This is a genomic window from Streptomyces sp. BRA346 (genome assembly GCF_052851135.1).
This window is the reverse complement of sequence record NZ_JAIWIH010000002.1, coordinates 110,220-128,342: the sequence shown is the minus strand read 5'-3', so window position 1 is coordinate 128,342 and position 18,123 is coordinate 110,220. Positions and strand designations below refer to the sequence as shown.

The following is an 18,123-nucleotide window of genomic DNA, read 5'->3' as shown; positions in this document are numbered from 1 at the left end:
AGGACGAGGAGGGCGAGGAGGACAAGCGGCCGGTCCCTTCCCGAGGCGGGCGCCGGGCCGGAGGGACCTCCGGCCCGGCGCGCCGCGGCTGTCGCAGTGCAGGACGATGCCGATCAGTTATCTGCCGGTCATCGTGCAGCACCCCGACCGTTGACGTCCATGAACAGTTATTGCTCGTGATCTATTAGGGTTCCTATATGGACTGGACGAGTGCCCAGCTGCGTTCCCTCGTCGAACTGACCCGGCGCGGCACCATCACCGCGGTGGCGGAGTCCCTCGGATATACCCCCGGCGGGGTCTCGCAGCAGATCGCGGCGCTGGAGAAGGCCACCGGCATGGAGCTGCTGCGGCGGACCGGGCGACGGGTGGAGCTGACCGACGCGGGGATGACGCTGGCCCGGCACGCCGAGCGGATCCTGTCCACGGAGGCCGAGGCCGTCGAGGCGCTGGAGCGCACCCGCAACGACGCCTCGGGCACGCTGCTGGTCGGCCTGTTCGCCACGGCCGCCGCCGAGATCCTGCCCCCGGCGCTGCGCACGGCGCGCGAGGAGCATCCGGGGCTGACGGTCCACAGCCGTGACATGGACGTGGACGAGGTGTACGACGCGGTGGCCTCCGGGGCCGTGGATCTGGCGCTCGGGCTCGACTATCCGGACGTACCGATCCCGCGCGATCCGGCCCTGCGGGTGATGCGGCTGCACCGGGAGCGCTTCTCGCTCGCGGTGCCGACGGGTTCGATGGACCGCCGGGAGAGCGTCACCATGGCGCAGACCCGCGGCCTGGGGTGGATCCTGCCGTCCGCCGAGAGCTATTACGGGCGGGCCGTGCGCACCGCGTTCCGCCGGGCGGGCGTCGAGCCCGAGGTGCTGCACGAGGTGACGGACACCGCGGCGACGCTGGCGCTGGTGGAGGCGGGGGTGGGGGTGAGCACGGTGACGGATCTGATGCTCAGGCTGCGGCCCTCCCGCTTCGATGTGGTGCGGCTGCGGGAGACGGTCGAGCGGCACATCGTCGTGGTGTTCCGCTGCGCCGCCGAGCGGCGGCCCACCGTGGTGGCGCTCGTCGACGTCCTGCGCGCCGTGGCGCAGACGGGGCTGGGCGGGCGAGCATAAGCGTCCCTTGTTCCGCGGTATCAATTCTGTCGCCCTGCCGCCCCTTGTCGGGGCGGTGCCACCGGCCACATCGTGAGGTGGACCACGGATCCATCGATCTACGGAGAAGGACGGACGGACGTGGCTGACGCACTCTCCCTCGTCGACGACTGGGGTCCCGAGAAGATCGTCGTCGTCTCCCACCGGCGCACCGGCATGAAGGGCGTGCTGGTCATCGACAACACGGCCCGGGGCACGGCCAAGGGCGGAACCCGGATGAGCCCCACGGTGACGGTCGGGGAAGTCGCCCGTCTGGCCCGCGTCATGACGTGGAAGTGGGCCGGGGTCGACCTCTTCTACGGGGGCGCCAAGGCGGGCATCGCCGCCGATCCCGGGTCCCGCGACAAGGAGGCGATCCTGCGCGCGTTCGCCCGCGCGCTGTCCAACGAGGTGCCCCGCGAATACGTCATGGGGCTGGACATGGGGCTGACCGAGAGCGACGCCGCCATCATCCAGGACGAGCTGGGGGACCGCGGCGCGGCCGTCGGCACCCCGGAACACCTGGGCGGCGTCGCCTACGACAAGCTCGGGGTCACGGGCTACGGCATCGCCGAGGCCACCGACGCCGCCGCGCAGCGCCGCGGGCTGCCCCTGTCCGGCTGCCGGGTGGCCATCCAGGGGTTCGGCGCGGTGGGCGCCGCCGCGGCGGCGCGGTTCGCCGAACTGGGCGCCACCGTCGTGGCCGTGTCCACGGCCCGCGGTGCGCTGCACGGCCCCAGCGGGCTGGACGTACGCTCCCTGCTGGCCGCCCGCGAGGAGCACGGCGACGACTTCGTCGTCCGGCACACCGAGGGCGAGGTGCTCGCCTCCGGCCAGGAACTCACCGTCGACTGCGACATCCTGGTGCCCGCCGCCCTCCAGGACGTCATCGACGACCGTACGGCCCACCTGATCAAGGCCGGACTGGTGGTCGAGGGCGCCAATCTGCCCACCTCCCCGGCGGCCCAGGAAGTCCTCGCCGGGCGCGGCATCACCGTGCTGCCCGACTTCGTGGCCAACGCCGGGGGTGTCGTGGCCGCCGCGTTCGCCATGGACGCCCGCTACTCCGGGTTCCGGCCCGAGACCCGCACCATCTTCGAGACGATCTCCGGTCGGCTGCGCGCGAACGCGGTCACCGTCCTGGACGAGGCCGAGCGCCGTGGCACGACTCCGCACGCGGCCGGGCGCGGGCTGGCCGAGGACCGCGTCCGCGCGGCCATGCGCAGCAAGGGACGCCTGCCCGTCTGAGGGCTTCCCATCAGAGGGGTCAGGTCGCGGTGGCCTCCGCCGCGGCCCGCCCCGTCCGACGGCCCGAGAACAGGCAGCCGCCCAGGAACGTGCCCTCCAGGGAGCGGTATCCATGGACACCGCCGCCACCGAACCCCGCGGCCTCCCCGCCGCGTACAGCCCGGGGACCGGCCCGCCGGTGGCGTCCAGGACACGCCCTGACAGATCGGTCCGGAGGCCGGTTCCAGCAGATCACCGGCACCTCACTGACCGACACCCGTCCCGGCGGCCGCGGCGGATCGCTGGACACCCTGCGCCGGTGGTGGGCCCTGACCACCTGGCTGGGCCGGGAATGACGGCACCCCCACATGATCCACCACAGCCGGACGGGTTCGTGGAGATATTTTGAAGAAGTGAAACGACCAGTGAAGGCAGGTATCGCAAAGTTAAAGCAGTGGTACCGGAATTCGGCGCGAAGCCCGGTACGCAAAGAGTGTTTCGTCCGCTGATTCACCGTCATCCGGCACTCCGCGCCCGCCGTTGACATGTGAAGACCCGGTGCCGGAGCCGCGACCACGGAACCGTTCTTCGCGAGGGGAATTACGGACCGGACGGTAGGGTGACGTCCAACAGTCCCGGGTCGGTTCCAGAACAGGACTTGCAGCGAAACTCACCCGTGCAGTAACTAGATGCCCTATGAAACTTTTTACTCGCAACTTCTCGCCCCGCTCCACGGCCACCCAGGACACCCCGGCCGCCCCCGACCGCGCCGCCGAGGCGGCTCCCGGGCTGTCGGCCCTCACCGGGGAATGGATCATCGACGCGGCGCACAGCAGGATCGGTTTCTCGGTCCGGCACGCCATGGTGACCACGGTGCGCGGCGCGTTCACCGAATATGAGAGCCTCCTCTACTTCGACGGCCGGAACCCGGCCCGCTCCCGGGCCGAGATCGTGCTGTCCAGCGCCAGCGTCGACACCGGTGTCGAGCAGCGGGACGCCCACCTGATGAGCCGCGACTTCCTGGACGCCCGGACCTACCCGCGCATCAGCTTCCGCAGCCGCGAGGTGGAGCTCGCGGGCCAGGACGTGTACCGCATGACCGGCGACCTCACCATGAGAGACGCCACCCGCCCGGTGGTCCTGGAGCTGACCTACATCGGCCACGTCACCGACCCCTTCGGCGACGAGCGCGTCGGCTTCGACGGCACGACCACCATCAACCGCTCCGACTGGGGCCTGACCTACAGCGCCAAACTGGCCCAGGGCGGGGCCATGGTGAGCGAGAAGGTCCGCCTCCAGTTCGACATCGCGGCCATCCGCAACCCCGCCGCGGGCTGACCCCGCGCCGCACGCCCCCATGACAACCGCCGCCTCCCGTCACTCCTTGCCGCGGAGGCCCTCTACACTTCCGTCGCGTCAAGTCTTCAGCAAGCGCTTACGACGAGAATCGCGAGGGCAGCATGACGGCGCGTACCTCCCCCGGCCGGTCCGCGGAACCCACCCTGGACCGCAGGGGTTTCCTCCGGCGTTCCGCCTCGGTCCCGGCGGGTCTGATCACCCTCCCGACCGCGTTAGCCCTCCTGCCCGGCCCCCTGGCCCGGGCGGCGGAGAAGACGGCCGAGCGGGCCCTCACGGCCTTCGTCGACGACTACAAGACCAACACCACGGCCAACCTCACCCCCGAGACCAACGCGGCCCTCCGCATCCTCAGCGGTGTGCAGCGGCTCTGGCACACCGGCACGGCCTGGAACAACGGCACCCCGCTCGCGGCCGGTGTGCTGCGCGCCAACATGCGCTACTCGATCGCCCTCACCGGGCGGCGCACCGACGCCCAGGCGCGGGAATCGTTCATCTACGACCGCCAGGACCAGAGTTACGCGGCCACCGGCGGCCTCGGCCCGCTCACCGAGGTCTACCGCACCGGTGCCAAGGCCGTCACCAGCATCACCAGCGCCCCGGACACCACGCCGGCCACCACCGTCAGTGACGCCGTGCCGCCCGGCGCACCCGCCGGTTCCGCCATCGGGGCCGGGGCCACCGACTCGGACCTGGGCGACGTCGTCCGGCTCGTGCAGAGGCTGCGCGGCCCGTACGCGTCGGGCAACCCCGCCAAGTACGGGTACCAGTACCCGCGTCCCTGGCGGATGACGGAGCACAGCGAGGTCGTCGCCACCGGCGCCACGGACGCCTTCGGCTTCCCCGTCTACGCCTCCGAGGTGGCCGTCACCCCCCAGTTGCTGCGTCAGCGCGGCAGCACACCGGCCGAGGACGGTGGTTTCCCGAGCGGTCACACCAACGCGCTGTACCTGGCCGGTCTCGCGCTGGCGTACGCCATACCCGAGCGGTTCCAGGAACTGCTGACCCATGCCTCCGCGGCCTCCCACACCCGGATCCTGTCCGGCATGCACTCCGCGCTCGACGTCATCGGGGGCCGCATCCTGGCCACCGCGCTGGCCGCCGCGGCGCTGTACGACCCGGCCAACGCCGGGCTCAAGGCCGCCGCGCGCCGGCAGGCCGCCGACTACCTCCGCTCCCGGACCGGCACCACGGCCGACACGCTGTGGGACACCGCGCACGCGGCGGGCCCGGACACCGACCCGTACGCCGATCGCGCCGCCAACGCCCGCGCGTTCACCTCACGTCTGACCTATGTCCTGCCCAGGGGCGGCGGACACCGCGAGATGACCGTCCCCAAGGGTGCCGAAGTGCTCATCGAGACCCGGCTGCCCTACCTCACCGCGCACCAGCGCCGGGAGGTGCTGCGCACCACCGCCGTCCCCTCCGGGTACGCCCTGCTGGAGGGGCCCGAGCAGTGGGGGCGGCTCAACCTCTTCGCCGCGGCGGACGGTTACGGGGCCTTCGACCACGACGTACGCGTGGAGATGGACGCGGGGCGAGGCGGGTTCGGCGCGGCCGACACCTGGCGCAACGACATCACCGGCGACGGCGGCCTCGTCAAACGGGGCACGGGCACCCTGACCCTCACCGGCCGCAACCGCTACGGCGGCGGCACCCGGGTGGAGGCGGGAACCCTGGCCGCGGGGTCTCCGGAAGCCCTGGGCACCGGCGAGGTCCGGGTCCACGGCGGCACCCTGCGGCTCGCGTCGCCCGGCGGGGTACGGGCGCGGCGGGGCCTCGTCGTGGCCTCCGGCGCCACGCTGGAGGTGGTCGCAGCCACCGCCGACGGCGGTACGCCGGCGCTCACGGTGGCCCGGTCCGCCGTGCTCGGCGACGGCAGTGTCCTGGACATCCGGCTGGACGGCCGCCACTCCCCCGCCCGGCACACCCGCATCAGGGTGCTGCACGCCCGCGGCGGGCTGCACGGCCGGTTCGCCGCCATCAGGGTCCGCGCGGAGGGGCACACGTACACCGCCGTGCCGTCGTACTCCCGGGACACGCTCACCGTAACGCTGAGGTGATCCCCCGAGGTCAGGGGTGGCCGCAGCGCTCCGGCTGCGGCCACGGCACGAACGCGCCGTCCGCGCCCTCCACCAGGAGCCGCTTGCCGTGGGCCAGCACCCCGCGCGGCCGGAGTCCGGTCAGGCTCGCGGTGGTGTACGCGGCGCTCAGGCTGCCCAGGTCGTGCACCAGACCGATCTTGAACAGCGAGCGGGTCTCCGCGATGGCCTCGTGGTCCCCCGCGCGCATCACCACGCGCAGCTCGGGCGCGACGGCCAGCGCCGCCACCGACACGGAGATGTTGTCCAGGTCGTCCGACGCCACCGCGGCCATCGCCTGCGCCCGCCCGAGGCGGAGCTTGCGCAGCACGAACTTGTCCGTGGCGTCGGCGACGACGACGGGCACTCCGAGCGCCCTGGCCAGCCGGAGGTTCGGGGCCGCCGGGTTCCGCTCGACCGCGATCACACCGATGCCCAGGTCCTGGAGCTGGGTGCACAGCCGCAGCCCCACCTGTCCCAGCCCGACGACGACCACATGGCCGCCCCGGGGCAGGGCGCGCGGGCCCACGATGCCGACCGCCCGCGGGGCGAGCAGCCGGTCGACCACACCGGCGGTGAAGACGGCGGTGAAGACGATGGTGATGAGCATCGCGAGGCCGGAGAACATCAGATACGCGTGCGAGCCGTGGGCGAGCGCCGGGCCGACGGCGGCCACGGTGCGCGCCGCCTCGAAGAACGCCTCGACGGGGGTGCGGTGGTGCAGGGCCACCAGCCAGACCCAGTCCGTCAGCAGCACGGCGAGCAGCCCGGCGAAGCCCATCAGCATGATCCGCGAACTGCCGTCGTGCGGCCGCAGCTGCCCCCGGAACTTCCCCAGCCACGCCCGGTACCGCAGGGAACGCGGTGGCCGGTACGGCTGGAGGCGCACGGTGTCCCCGTCCCAGCGGGCGCCCGCGTGGCCCGAGGCCGTCCTGGTGAGCGCGAGCAGATCGGGCTGGAGGCAGCCCGCCAGGAGGACCGGCGCGGCCACGTCGGCCGGGGAGGTGACCTGGCAGTTCGGGACCACACGCACCAGCTGGTCGGCCACGGTCCGGTCGAAGATCGTCACCACGAGGGTGACCTTGGGGTGGATGTGTTCCACCGCGAGCGCGTAGCGCAGGGACTCGGCGTCGTCCTCGAGCAGGATCGCGACACCCGCCACCTCCCGGTCCAGCGCCTGGCGCAGGTCCTCGTCGGTGGGCTGGGCGAAGTGGCGCACCCGGTGTCCGGCCGCCCGCAGGGAGCCGCAGACCTTGCGCGCCACCTCGCCGCCGATCACGACGAAGTACCGCTCACCGAGCGTGTCGGGGGTGTGCACCTCCCGCATCCGGCTCCTCCTCGACGCGCTCGACCGTGGCGTATGCCCGCACACGGTAGGCGTGCGGACACCGCGCCACCATGAACAGATGCCACACGGTCAGGGGCGCCGCTCAGACATATGCTCAACGTCGTCGAGGTAGGAGGACACCCAGGCCAGGGGCGCGTTCCAGTTGATGGTGATCTCGTTGGTGGAGAACGCCATGATGTCGTCGGTGTAGCACATGGCCGGGGCGCAGCCCTTCAGCTTCCTGGCCGAGACCGGGTCCTCCAGCCCGGAGTTCGGGCCACCGGCCAGCGAACCGCGGGCCGGGCTCGGCAGCCTGGCGTCGATCTGGTGCGCCCAGAAGCGGTGGTGCTGACGGTGCGAGTTCCGTTCGCCGTAGCCCGTGACATAGGACTGGTTGAGCGGGTTGCCGCCCAGCAGGTAGTCCATGCCGCGCTGCACCGCGTCGCGGTAGCGGGGCTTGCCGGTCAGGTCGTGTGCGGTGGCGAGCACGACCATGTTGTTCAGCACCTGGCTGTTGGAGCCCCACTCGTACGTTCCGCCCTTCGGCGCGTACGGAACGCCGTAGGCCGACTTCGCGGAGTCCGAGGCATAAGCGTCGGCGGCCTTCGTCACCGTCGCGCGCACGGCGGCGCGCTGCTCAGCGGTGAGCTTGCTGGGGACGGTGGCCAGGTCGAGGGCGCCGAGGCCCGCGGTCGCCGACCAGGACAGGGCGCCGCCGCGCGGGAAGAGCGCGTCGACGTCGCCGTGCAGCGGTGAGCGGAGGACGGCCGTGCGGTAGGTGTCCTCACCGGTGGTGAGGAACAGCTCGGCGGCGGCCCAGTAGAACTCGTCGCCGACGTGGCGGTCGCCGTACGCGCCGCCCCCGATGGAGTCCTTGTCACTGGCGAACATCTTCGGATGCTTCTTGGCCGCGGCCCAGGCGGTCCGGGCCGTCTCCAGGCACCGGGCGGCGTAGTCCGGGTCGTAGGGCTGGAAGAGGCGCGCGCACTGCGCGGCGGCGGCCGCCAGGTTGAGGGTGGCCGCGGTGGACGGCGGACGCAGCACCCGCGGCTGCTTGTCCTGGTCCGGCCGCGTCGGGAACCCGGTCCACTTCTTGTCGTGCATCTTGTGGAACGCCATTCCGGCGTACGGCTTGCCCCGGGGGACCTGCATGCGCATGAGGAAGTCCATCTCCCAGCGCGCCTCGTCGAGGATGTCCGGGACGCCGTTGCCGCGCTCGGGCACCCGCAGCTTGCCGTCACTCAGCGCGTCGCCGTTGGCACCCTGGGTGGTGCGGGTGCGCTCGTAGGCGGACATCAGCTGAGCGACGGAGATGCCGCCGTTGACGACGTATTTGCCCTGGTCACCGGCGTCGTACCAGCCACCGGAGACATTGCGCCGGTAGTCGGACCCGTGCCACCGGAACGGGACGTCGGTGTCGCCGCGGTGCGCGGCGGCCTCGTCATGGCCCGCGGGGCGGGCGTACCGGGCCCCGACGAGGTCCTTGTCGATCTTGATGCCGCTGCGGTTGTGGTAGAAGTACGCCAGCGAGTCGTCGCGCAGCGCGCCGTAGAGGTGGTCGCCGATGGTGAACGGCTCGCTCTTCTGCCCGCCGATGGTGAGGGTGTAGCCCTCGCCCGCGTCGGTGACCTTGCTGAAGTCGAAGGTCTGCACGCGCTGCCGGGAGCTGGGGTCGACGCCCGCGGGGGTGGTGAGGCCACTGGCCCGCTTGGTGCCGTCGGCCGCCTTGAGCGTCCACGTCAGGGGCTGGGTGGCGCCGGTCACGACGGTGCCCTGCTTGGGGCCGTACGTCGGATAGCCGACCTGGTTGACCCGCACCGGCGAGCCGGTGTGGGCCTTGGGGCGGGGCTTCTCGGCGCCCTGGGCGGTGCGGCCGTCCGCGGCCCCGGCGGCGGGTGCGGCCAGGGCGCCGAGCGCCAGACCGGCGGCGACGGCCGTGGCGATGGCCGCGCCCAGCACGCGCGGGCATCGTTCGACATGTAGAGCCATGTCCCAGAGCCTAGGAAGTGGCCCTGACCTGCTGCTTCGTACGCTTAGTCGAAATCTGGCTACGCATATCGACGGAGTCCCGTCTACCTCAATTGAGGTAGACGGGACTCCGGACGTCAGCTCACAGACGCCAACTCACCGACATCAGCTCACGTCGGAGACCTTCCAGCGCTGGTTCGCGCCGGACGTCGGGGTCCAGACGGTGACGGCGGCGCCGTCCTGCGTGGCCTGTCCGCCCACCTCCAGCAGCCGGCCGGTGGCCGCGTTGACCAGGGTCCAGGTGCCGTCACCGGTGGTCGACATGATCCACTGGGTGGCCTTGTCACGCTTCCCGTGGTCCGGCTCCAGCACCGGTGCGCCGTCCCGGACGGCCAGCCGCTTGCCCGCCACGGGGTTGGTGAACACGTACCGCTGCCGGTTGCCGGTGTCGCCGCTGATCTGGCGCAGCTGCCACTTCTGGCCGGTGGCGGCCGTGTCCGCGCCCTTGATGACGAGCTTGGTGCCGTCGTCGGCGACGGTGAGCGCCTTGCCGCTCTGGACACCGGTCAGCTCGTACGTGTGGCCCTTGCGCAGCTCGGCGGCGTCCTTGGCCACCCCGGACACGCCCTTGACGAGGAAGGTCGTCACGGACTGGGCGGGCGCGGTGAAGGTGGCCTTCTTCTCCGTCACCTCGATGGCGTCCTGCCGCTCCAGCTTGCCCTCGGCGCTGGTCACCACGGGGGTGACGGTCGCGTGGCGGCCGACCTTGCCGAACTTGGACAGGTCGAGGGTGACGGCACGCTCGGCGGCGCCGCTGTTGACGTGGACGACGGTGGCCGCGTTGCCCTTCTTGGAGACGGCCGCGGCGCTGGAGGTGTCATCGGTCTTGATGAGCCGGTCGCCGGGCTTGATGTAGTGGGTGAAGTTGCGGGCCGTGTCGAACTTGGTGTTGGTTCGGATGGGGCAGGTCTTGAGCGTGTCCTTGGAGGTGCAGCTGAAGGGGATCTGGATGCTGCCCCAGTTCCCGCCCTTGGCCGACTCCCCGCCGGGCTTCATGTTGTCGTAGTCCTCGACCGGCTGCCAGAACACCCAGGCCTTGGGCTCCAGTTCGCGCAGGTCGTCCACCATCTGCCGGGCGAGGCCGAGGCCGGGCCGCATATCGGTGAAGCTCTGGCCGTCGCCCCAGTCGCCCTCGACCTCGCTCATCCACAGCGGCTTGTCCGCCGCCTTGGCGAGGTCGCGCGCGCTGGTGCGGCCGCCGGTGCCATAGGTGTGGACGTTCATCTGGCCGACGAGGTCGCGCACCGCTTGCGGGTAGGTGTTCCAGTTCTGCGTGAAGATGGAGGGGTTGGTCTCGTCCATGGCGGAGATCTTCGCGCCGGTCCGCGCCTTCTTCAGGGCGGGCGCCAGCGCGCCGATCACCTTCTGCTGGACCTCCGGGCCGATGTGCGCGCCCTCCTGCCGTCCGCCGACCGGCTCGCCGTCGGCTCCCAGGCGGGTGCTCCAGTAGTTGGTGTTGGGTTCGTTGAACGGGTCGACGGTGTCGACCTTGATGCCGTGTGCCTTCTCCAGCCGCTTGGTGGCGCCCGCCATATAGGCGGCGAAGTCGTCGACGGATTCCGGCTTGAGCTGTTCGTCGGTGGCGTTGAAGCCGCCGGACACATAGCCGCTCTTGGTCATGAACCAGGGCGGCGAGTTGCTGAACGTCTCCCAGTGGTCGATGTCGCCTCTGATGCGGTCGACCCACCAGCGCTGGGTGGCGTCGGCGTCCGGGTTCCAGTCGGCCTTGTCGTCCGCGCTCCACCAGTCGGTGTCCTCGCGCGTGGTGCCCTCCGGGGCCTTCCACCAGCCCTCGACCGCTCCCCCGGCGCGGAGGTAGTCCTTGACGTCCGGGGCATTGCCACCGCCGATGTTGTAGCGGGCGATGTTGAGGGCGAGGCCGCTGTCCCCGAAGAGCAGCCGGGCCAGCTTCTCGCGGATCTCCTGGGGGTAGTCGCCGGTGGCGTTGGCGAACCAGACCAGGCTGGTGCCCCAGCCCTCGAATCTGTCCGCCTGGTACGTGGGATCGGGTGAGACGGTGACGGCATCGGCCGTGGCCTGCGCGGTCACCGGCGGGGCGGTGATGAGGGCCGCCCCGGTGGCCAGGGCGGTGACTCCGATGGTTCCCAGGAGGCGTCGTGTGCGGGTACGGCGTGCCAACGTGTGCTCCCAACTCGTGTGCGGACGCTTCGGTGGACCGGCCGCCGTGCCCGCGGGGGCGACGGCGGAGTTTCAGGAGGCGGTGACAGACGTGGCGGATCCCGCCGTCAGGTCGTGGGCTGTCGCAGCACGGCGACACCCCTGGGGGCCAGGGCGAACACCCCGTCGCCCGCGGCACCGCCGATCAGGGGTTCCCCGGCGAGCCCGGTCAGCGGCACCGTCGTATCGGTGCGGTTGACCAGGAACAGATAGCGGCTGCCGCCGTCGCGGCGCACGGCCAGCTCGACGCTTCCCCGGGCGCCGTCCGGCAGTTCGCTGGTGACCCCGGCGGAGGCGAGCAGCGCGGGCAGCAGTCCGGTGAGGCCGCCCGGGCCCAGCCGGGTGGAGACGTACGCGGCCGATCCCCCGCCCACCGCGCGGCGGGTGACGGCGGGGCGGCCCGGGTACGTTCCGTCGCGGTAGTGGGCCAGCACCTCCACCTCGGGGGCGGTGACGGTGATCCGGTCGGTCCACAGGGTGCCGGTGGCCGTGCCGTCGGCGCCTGTTGCGCTCTCGATTTCGACCGTCTCGCCGTCGAGCAGCGGGCCGAACTCCTCGATGCGGATGCCGAGCAGCTCGCTCAGGGCTCCCGGGTAGCCGCCGAGCCAGACGTGGTCGTTCTCGTCCACGATCCCGGAGAAGTAGGTGGCGATCAGGTGGCCGCCCTGCTCGGCGTACCGGGTGAGGTCCTTGGCGAGCGCCGCGGGGACCATGTGCAGCACCGGCGCGATCAGCACCTCGTACCGGCCGAGGTCGGCGGTCGCGGTGATGACGTCGGCGCGTATGCCGAGGGCGAGGAGCGCGGAGTACCAGTCCAGCGCCTCCTGGCGGTAGTCGAGGCGGGAGGTCGGGTGGGAGTCCTGTTCGCTCGCCCACCACGACTCCCAGTCGAAGACGATCCCGACCCGGGCCGGTTCGCGCGTCGAGCCCGCCACCGGGGCGAGGGTCCGCAGGGTCCGGCCGAGGGCGGCCACCGAGCGGAACACCTCGCTGTCGGGCCCGGCGTGCGGCACCATCGCCGAGTGGTACTTCTCGGCGCCGGCCGCCGACTGCCGCCACTGGAAGAAGCACACGGCGTCGGCGCCGTGGGCCACGTGCAGCAGCGCGTCACGGGCCAGCTCGCCCGGCCGCTTGGCGACGTTGACCGGCTGCCAGTTGACGGCGCTGGTGGAGTGCTCCATGAGGAACCAGGGGCGTCCGCCGGTGATGCCGCTGACGAGGTTCGCGGAGAAGGACAGCTCGTCGCGGGCCTGCGGGCCGGGCCTGACGTAGTGGTCGTTGGAGACGAAGTCGATCTCACCGGCCCAGTCGGCGTAGTTCATGCCCTTGGTTTCGCCCATCACCATGAAGTTCGTGGTGACCGGAATCCCCGGGGTGAGCTCGCGCAGGACGTCCCGCTCGGCGCGCAGGTGCTCCTTCAGCGCGTCGGAGGAGAAGCGCTTGAAGTCCAGCTGCTGGGTGGGGTTCGGGTGGGAGGCGGCCAGCCGGGGCGGCAGGATCTGGTCCCAGTCGCCGTACCGCTGGGACCAGAACGCGGTGCCCCAGGCGTGGTTGAGGGCGTCGAGGGTGGTGTAGCGGGCGCGCAGCCAGTCACGGAAGGCGCGGGCGGCGTCGTCGGAGTAGTCGTAGATGTTGTGGCAGCCCAGCTCGTTGGAGACGTGCCAGGCGACCAGGGCGGGATGGCCGGCGTACCGCCCGGCCAGCTTCCGCACCAGGCGCAGGGCGTGGGTGCGGAAGACGGGCGAGGTGGGGCGCCAGTGCTGCCGCGCCCCCGGCCACACCGTCTCACCGGAGGCGGTCACCGGGAGGATCTCCGGGTGCGCCGTGGTGAGCCAGGGCGGCGGGGACGCGGTGGCGGTGGCCAGGTCGACCCCGATGCCACCGGTGTGCAGCAGGTCCATGACCTCGTCGAGCCAGCCGAAGTCCCACGCGTCCTCGGCCGGCTGGATGCGGGCCCAGGAGAAGATCCCCACGGAGACGATGGTGACCCCGGCCTCGCGCATCAGCCGGATGTCGTCCTCCCACACCTCGCGCGGCCACTGCTCGGGGTTGTAGTCCGCGCCGTAGCCGATGCGGGGGGTGAGGTCACCGTCCGGTCCCTGCGGAGGCTGGGTCTGGAGGGTGGAGATCATGGTGGTCCTTCCGGTGGACCGCACGGGGCGGCGCGGGCGGGGCTGGTTACTTCTGGACGGTGAAGCCCTGCTCTTCTCCGTACTTGACGGAGGCGTCCTGCCAGGCCTTCAGGCCGTCGGCCAGCTTGGTGCGGGAGACGTAGGCCTTGCCGACGGTGTCGTTGAAGATGGAGTTGGCGTAGACCTGGTAGGGCAGGTACGACCAGCCGCTGCCGACGTTCGCGGCCGACTCGGCGAAGATCTTGTTGGCCTTCTGGCCGCCGAAGTACGGGAACGCGGTGTTCTGGAACGCGTCGGATTCGAGGTCCGCGGTGGTCGCCGGGAAGGCGCCCTCCTTGATCCGGGTCTGCACGCCCTTGCCCGCGCCTGCGTACTCGGTGAAGGCGTAGGCGAGTTCCTTGTGCTTGCCCAGGGTGGGCAGGGCCAGGGAGCTGCCGCCGTTCTCCGCGGTGGTCTTGTCCCCCGCCTTCCACTGCGGCAGCGGTGCCACGCGCCAGTCGCCGGAGGCCTCCTTCACACCGGAGGCGAAGTTGGCGGGCATCCAGGCACCGGCGGTCAGCGTCGCGATGGTGCCGTCGCCGAGGCCCTTGTACCAGTCGTCGGTCCAGCCGGTGATGGGCGCGACCAGCTTGTCGTCGAGGAGCTTCTGCCAGGTGTCGGTGTACTTCTTGGCGCCCGCGTCGGAGAAGTCGATCTTCACCTTGGTGCCGTCGACCTTGTACGGGCGGGAACCGGCCTGCCACAGCATGCTGGTGGCGGTGCCGCCCTCTCCCGTGTCAGCGGTGATGTACGCCTTGGGGTCGGCCTTGTGCAGGTCGCGCGCGGTCTTGACGTACTCGTCCCAGGTGGTCGGCACCTTGAGCTTGTACTTGTCGAAGACCTTCTTGTTGTAGAACATCGCCATGGGCCCGGAGTCCATGGGCAGGGCGTAGACGTCCTTGCCGGACTTCACGGAGTTCCACGGGCCCGGGGAGTACTTCGCGGCGAGCTTGTCCGCGCCGTACGGGGCCAGCTTGTCGAGCGCCTTGGTCAGGGCGTACTCGCCCAGCGCGTAATACTCGATCTGCGCGACGTCGGGGACGCCCTTCTTCGCGGCGATGGCGTTCTGGAGGGCCTTGTACTGGTCCTTGTTGGTGCCCGCGTTGACCAAGTTGACCTTGACCGCGGGGTGTTCCTTCTCGAAGTCGTCGGCGACCTTCTTCAGTGTGGGCTCCCAGGCCCACACCGTCAGGGTGCCGCCCTTCTTCAGGGCCTTGTCGATGTCGCTGGAGGACACCGGCTTCTGGTCGGCGGCACCGTCGTCGGAGCCGCCGCAGGCGGTGGCCCCCAGGGTGAGGGCGGAGACCAGGGCTATGCCGCGCAGCAGGCGGCGGGCGTTCTTGCGCATGGGCGTGCTTTCCACTTCTCCGTGGTGCGGGGCTTCTTCGTGGTGCGGGGCGGTGGGGCTGTTCCTTGACGGGGTGGGGCTATTCCTTGACGCTTCCGGCGGCGAGCCCGGACTGCCAGTACTTCTGGAGCAGGAGGAACGCGGCGATCAGCGGCACGATGGTGATCAGGGAGCCGGTGATGACGAGGTTGAACACGGCCTCGCCACCGGCGGTCGCGGCCTGGTCGTTCCAGCTGTGGAGGCCCAGGGTCAGCGGATACCAGTCCGGGTCCTTGAGCATGATCAGCGGCAGGAAGTAGTTGTTCCAGGTGGCGACCATCGTGAACAGCAGGACGGTCACGATGCCGGGCGCGAGCAGCGGCAGGACGACCTGGAAGAAGGTGCGCACCTCGCTCGCGCCGTCGATGCGGGCGGCCTCCAGCAGTTCGTCGGGTACGGCCTCGGTGGCGAAGACCCACATCAGGTACAGGCCGAAGGGCGAGATGAGGGACGGGATGATCACCGCCCAAGGAGTGTTGGTGAGCTCCATCTTGCTGAACATCAGGAAGGTGGGCACGGCCAGCGCGGTGCCGGGCACCGCGACGGCGCCGATGACGACGGCGAAGACGGCGCGCTTGCCCGGGAAGGTGAACTTGGCCAGGGCGTAGCCGCCCAGGACCGCCAGCAGGGTGGCGCCGCCGGCCCCGGCCACCACGTACAGCAGGGTGTTCAGCAGCCAGCGGGTGAAGACGCCGTCCTGGTAGGTGAGCGTCTCCCGGATGTTGTCCCACAGGGCGAAGTCACCGCTGAACCACAGCCCGAACGACCGGGCCAGGCCCTCCTGGGTCTTGGTGGCGCTGATGACCAGCCAGGCCAGCGGCACCAGCGAGTACAGCAGGACCAGCCCGGTGAGGAGGGTCAGCAGCACGCTGCGGCGCGGGCGGCGCCCCTCGGCGCGCTTGCGCGGCATGCGCAGCCGGGGCGGGGAGCCCGGGGAGTCGGCCGTGGCGGACGCGGGCCGGGAGACGGTGGTGGCGGGGCTGCTCATCGCTTCACGCTCCCTTGCGCATGCCGCGCAGCTGGACGACGTAGGCGATGACCATGGTGATCAGCCCCATGATGATGGCGACCGTCGCGGAGTAGTTGTGCTGCTGGCCCGAGAAGGACAGCGAGTACGTGTAGAAGTTCGGGGTGTAGTCCGTGGTGATGGCGTTGGGCGCCAGCTTCTGGAGGATGTTCGGCTCGTTGAACAGCTGGAAGGTGCCGATGATCGAGAAGATGGTGGCGATGACCAGGGCGCCGCGGATCGCCGGGAGCTTGATGGCGGTGATGACGCGGATCTGCCCGGCGCCGTCGATCTCCGCGGCCTCGTAGAGGGAGTGCGGGATGACGCGGAGCGCGGAGTAGAAGATCAGCATGTTGTAGCCGACGAACTCCCAGGTGACGATGTTGCCGATGGACGTCAGCACCAGATCGGGCGAGAGCGGGTTCGGCAGGGACACCCCGAGGGCGTCGTTGATGTCGCTCACCAGGCCGAAGCGGGTGCCGTACATGAACCCCCACATCAGGGTGGCGACCACGGCGGGCACCGCGTACGGCAGGAAGATCGAGATCCGGAAGAAGTCCCGTCCGTACAGCCGCCCGCTGTCCAGGGCGAGGGCGACGAGCAGGGCGATGCCCAGCATGATCGGCACCTGCACCAGCAGGAACAGCGACACCCGGGTCAGGGACTCCCAGAACCGGTCGTCCTCCAGGGCCTGTTGGTAGTTGTCCAGGCCGACGAACGTGGTGCCGCCGATGAGCTGGTCACGGAAGAGGCTGAGGTAGATCGAATAGGCGATCGGGGCCAGGAAGACGAAGGCGAAGACCACCACGAAGGGGCCGATGAACCCCCACCCCGTCCAGGAGCGGCGGTCCCGCTTCGCCGGAGGCCGGGCCGGGCGCCGTTTCACGGCGGCGGGTTGCAGCGTCGTCATGTCGTTCCTCGCTCGTCCATCACGGAACCGGCGCCATGCGCCGTCGCGATGTTTGCGTAAACATTCCGGCGATCAAGGAAGCGCGGAGGTGTTATGTTTACGTAAACATCTGATGGCGGAATGTCTACACTGCCCCAATGACGGTGGTCAAGAGCCGTCTGGCAAATCCGGGACGCACGCAGCGAGGGAGACAGTGGAAGCAGCGGACAACCCCTCGGTGGAGAGCCCCCCGGCGGGCGACGGCGGCACCGGGACGCGGGCCGCCCGGCGCGCGCAGCGCGCGTCCATGGCGGACGTGGCGCGTCTCGCCGGTGTCTCCGCGCAGACCGTGTCCCGGGTCTCCAACGGGTATCCCGGTGTCACCGAGGACACGCGGCGGGAGGTGCTGGCCGCCATGAAGCAGCTCGGCTACCGGCCCAACAGCGCGGCCCGGGCGCTCAAGCGCGGCGAGTTCCGCACCATCGGCGTCATCACCTTCACCCTCTCCACCACGGGCAATGTGCGCACGCTGGAAGCGATCGCCACCTCCGCGGCACACGAGGGCTACGCGGTCACCCTGCTCCCCGTCGCCGTCCCCACCCAGGACGAGGTGCGCGGCGCCTTCTCCCGGCTGGGCGAACTCGCCGTCGACGCCGTCATCGTCATCATGGAGGTCCACCTCCTCGACGCGGCGGCGCTCTCCCTGCCGCCCCACGTCCAGGTCGTCGTGGCCGACTCGGACGCCGGGGACCGCTATACGGTGGTCGACACCGATCAGGCGGGCGGCACTCGCGACGCGGTGGACCATCTGCTCGGGCTGGGCCACCGGACCGTGTGGCATCTCGCCGGTCCCGAGGGCTCGTTCGCGGCACAGCGCCGCGCCGACGCCTGGCACGCGGCGCTCACCGAGGCCGGGCGCGTTCCGCCACCGCTCGTACGGGGCGACTGGTCGGCCGAGTCCGGCTACCGCGCCGGGCTCGCGCTCGCCGCCGAGGGCGACTGCACGGCGGTGTTCGCCGCCAACGACCAGATGGCGCTCGGCCTGTTGCGGGCCCTGCACGAAAAGGGCCGGAGGGTGCCGGACGACGTCAGCGTCATCGGCTTCGACGACATCCCCGAGGCCGGGGAGTTCCTGCCGCCGCTGACCACCGTGCACCAGGACTTCGCCGAGGTCGGGCGCCGCTGTGTGGAGGGCGTCCTGCGCCAGATGCAGCAGAGCGCCCCGGGCCGCGGCACCACGCTCGTCCCCACCCGGCTCGTGCTGCGCCGCAGCACCGCGCCGCCGCCCGCGCGGTGACGACGAACGAGGCCGGTACGGGGAGATGTGCTCCCCGTACCGGCCT

At 71.0% G+C, this 18,123-nt stretch carries 12 protein-coding genes and 1 pseudogene; 5 read left to right on the top strand and 8 right to left on the bottom strand.

All coding sequences use genetic code 11. The features are described 5' to 3' along the window. Positions 1-197: 197 nt before the first annotated feature. Both LCH29_RS02260 and LCH29_RS02255 read left to right on the top strand, forming a co-directional pair. Entirely contained in the window at positions 198-1,112 is a 915-nt protein-coding gene (locus tag LCH29_RS02260; protein ID WP_446459966.1) for a LysR substrate-binding domain-containing protein, read from the top strand. Positions 1,113-1,232: 120 nt separating this feature from the next. Then, positions 1,233-2,378: a Glu/Leu/Phe/Val family dehydrogenase gene (locus LCH29_RS02255; protein WP_446459965.1), complete on the top strand. Its 1,146-nt coding sequence runs from the start codon at positions 1,233-1,235 to the stop codon at positions 2,376-2,378. 19 nt (positions 2,379-2,397) lie between these two features. On the opposite strand, the pseudogene LCH29_RS02250 reads toward LCH29_RS02255, so the two are convergent. Then, positions 2,398-2,597: pseudogene (locus LCH29_RS02250) on the bottom strand (FAD-binding protein); the annotation flags it as partial. A 456-nt stretch (positions 2,598-3,053) separates the two neighbouring features. Between LCH29_RS02250 and LCH29_RS02245 the strand changes: the two are divergent. Together LCH29_RS02245 and LCH29_RS02240 are read left to right on the top strand one after the other, a co-directional pair. After that, the gene (locus LCH29_RS02245; protein ID WP_446459964.1) at positions 3,054-3,695 is read left to right on the top strand and encodes a YceI family protein; all 642 of its coding nucleotides are present in this window, start codon (positions 3,054-3,056) and stop codon (positions 3,693-3,695) included. A 122-nt stretch (positions 3,696-3,817) separates the two neighbouring features. After that, positions 3,818-5,776, top strand: a complete 1,959-nt coding sequence (locus LCH29_RS02240; RefSeq protein ID WP_446459963.1) for a phosphatase PAP2 family protein — start codon at positions 3,818-3,820, stop codon at positions 5,774-5,776. A gap of 10 nt (positions 5,777-5,786) precedes the next feature. Here LCH29_RS02240 and LCH29_RS02235 read toward each other — a convergent pair whose 3' ends face one another. From LCH29_RS02235 to LCH29_RS02205, 7 genes are all read right to left on the bottom strand, one after another. After that, entirely contained in the window at positions 5,787-7,121 is a 1,335-nt protein-coding gene (locus LCH29_RS02235) for an NAD-binding protein (RefSeq protein ID WP_446459962.1), read from the bottom strand. 90 nt (positions 7,122-7,211) lie between these two features. Continuing rightward, a complete protein-coding gene (locus tag LCH29_RS02230) occupies positions 7,212-9,110 on the bottom strand; it encodes a glycoside hydrolase family 9 protein (protein WP_446459961.1) in 1,899 nt (632 codons plus the stop codon). Between the two features lie 144 nt (positions 9,111-9,254). Then, entirely contained in the window at positions 9,255-11,288 is a 2,034-nt protein-coding gene (locus LCH29_RS02225) for an RICIN domain-containing protein (protein WP_446459960.1), read from the bottom strand. A gap of 107 nt (positions 11,289-11,395) precedes the next feature. Then, positions 11,396-13,459 (bottom strand): beta-galactosidase, encoded by a 2,064-nt coding sequence (locus tag LCH29_RS02220; RefSeq protein WP_446459959.1) that lies wholly within the window; start codon positions 13,457-13,459, stop codon positions 11,396-11,398. Between the two features lie 46 nt (positions 13,460-13,505). Beyond that, entirely contained in the window at positions 13,506-14,846 is a 1,341-nt protein-coding gene (locus tag LCH29_RS02215) for an ABC transporter substrate-binding protein (RefSeq protein WP_446459958.1), read from the bottom strand. Positions 14,847-14,925: 79 nt separating this feature from the next. Further along, a complete protein-coding gene (locus LCH29_RS02210) occupies positions 14,926-15,873 on the bottom strand; it encodes a carbohydrate ABC transporter permease (protein WP_446459957.1) in 948 nt (315 codons plus the stop codon). Positions 15,874-15,877: 4 nt separating this feature from the next. After that, positions 15,878-16,801 (bottom strand): carbohydrate ABC transporter permease, encoded by a 924-nt coding sequence (locus LCH29_RS02205; RefSeq protein WP_446459956.1) that lies wholly within the window; start codon positions 16,799-16,801, stop codon positions 15,878-15,880. A 217-nt stretch (positions 16,802-17,018) separates the two neighbouring features. Here LCH29_RS02205 and LCH29_RS02200 point away from each other — a divergent pair, with 217 nt between their 5' ends. After that, complete coding sequence (locus LCH29_RS02200) at positions 17,019-18,077, top strand: LacI family DNA-binding transcriptional regulator (protein ID WP_446460276.1); 1,059 nt, start codon at positions 17,019-17,021, stop codon at positions 18,075-18,077. Positions 18,078-18,123: the final 46 nt, after the last annotated feature.

Excerpts from the sequence above, each read along its gene's own strand:
- LCH29_RS02260 (WP_446459966.1), top strand. The coding sequence starts at position 198 with ATGGACTGGACGAGTGCCCAGCTGCGTTCCCTCGTCGAACTGACCCGG.
- LCH29_RS02245 (WP_446459964.1), top strand. The coding sequence starts at position 3,054 with ATGAAACTTTTTACTCGCAACTTCTCGCCCCGCTCCACGGCCACCCAG.
- LCH29_RS02240 (WP_446459963.1), top strand. The coding sequence starts at position 3,818 with ATGACGGCGCGTACCTCCCCCGGCCGGTCCGCGGAACCCACCCTGGAC.
- LCH29_RS02235 (WP_446459962.1), bottom strand. The coding sequence starts at position 7,121 with ATGCGGGAGGTGCACACCCCCGACACGCTCGGTGAGCGGTACTTCGTC.
- LCH29_RS02230 (WP_446459961.1), bottom strand. The coding sequence starts at position 9,110 with ATGGCTCTACATGTCGAACGATGCCCGCGCGTGCTGGGCGCGGCCATC.
- LCH29_RS02220 (WP_446459959.1), bottom strand. The coding sequence starts at position 13,459 with ATGATCTCCACCCTCCAGACCCAGCCTCCGCAGGGACCGGACGGTGAC.
- LCH29_RS02215 (WP_446459958.1), bottom strand. The coding sequence starts at position 14,846 with ATGCGCAAGAACGCCCGCCGCCTGCTGCGCGGCATAGCCCTGGTCTCC.
- LCH29_RS02210 (WP_446459957.1), bottom strand. The coding sequence starts at position 15,873 with ATGAGCAGCCCCGCCACCACCGTCTCCCGGCCCGCGTCCGCCACGGCC.
- LCH29_RS02205 (WP_446459956.1), bottom strand. The coding sequence starts at position 16,801 with ATGACGACGCTGCAACCCGCCGCCGTGAAACGGCGCCCGGCCCGGCCT.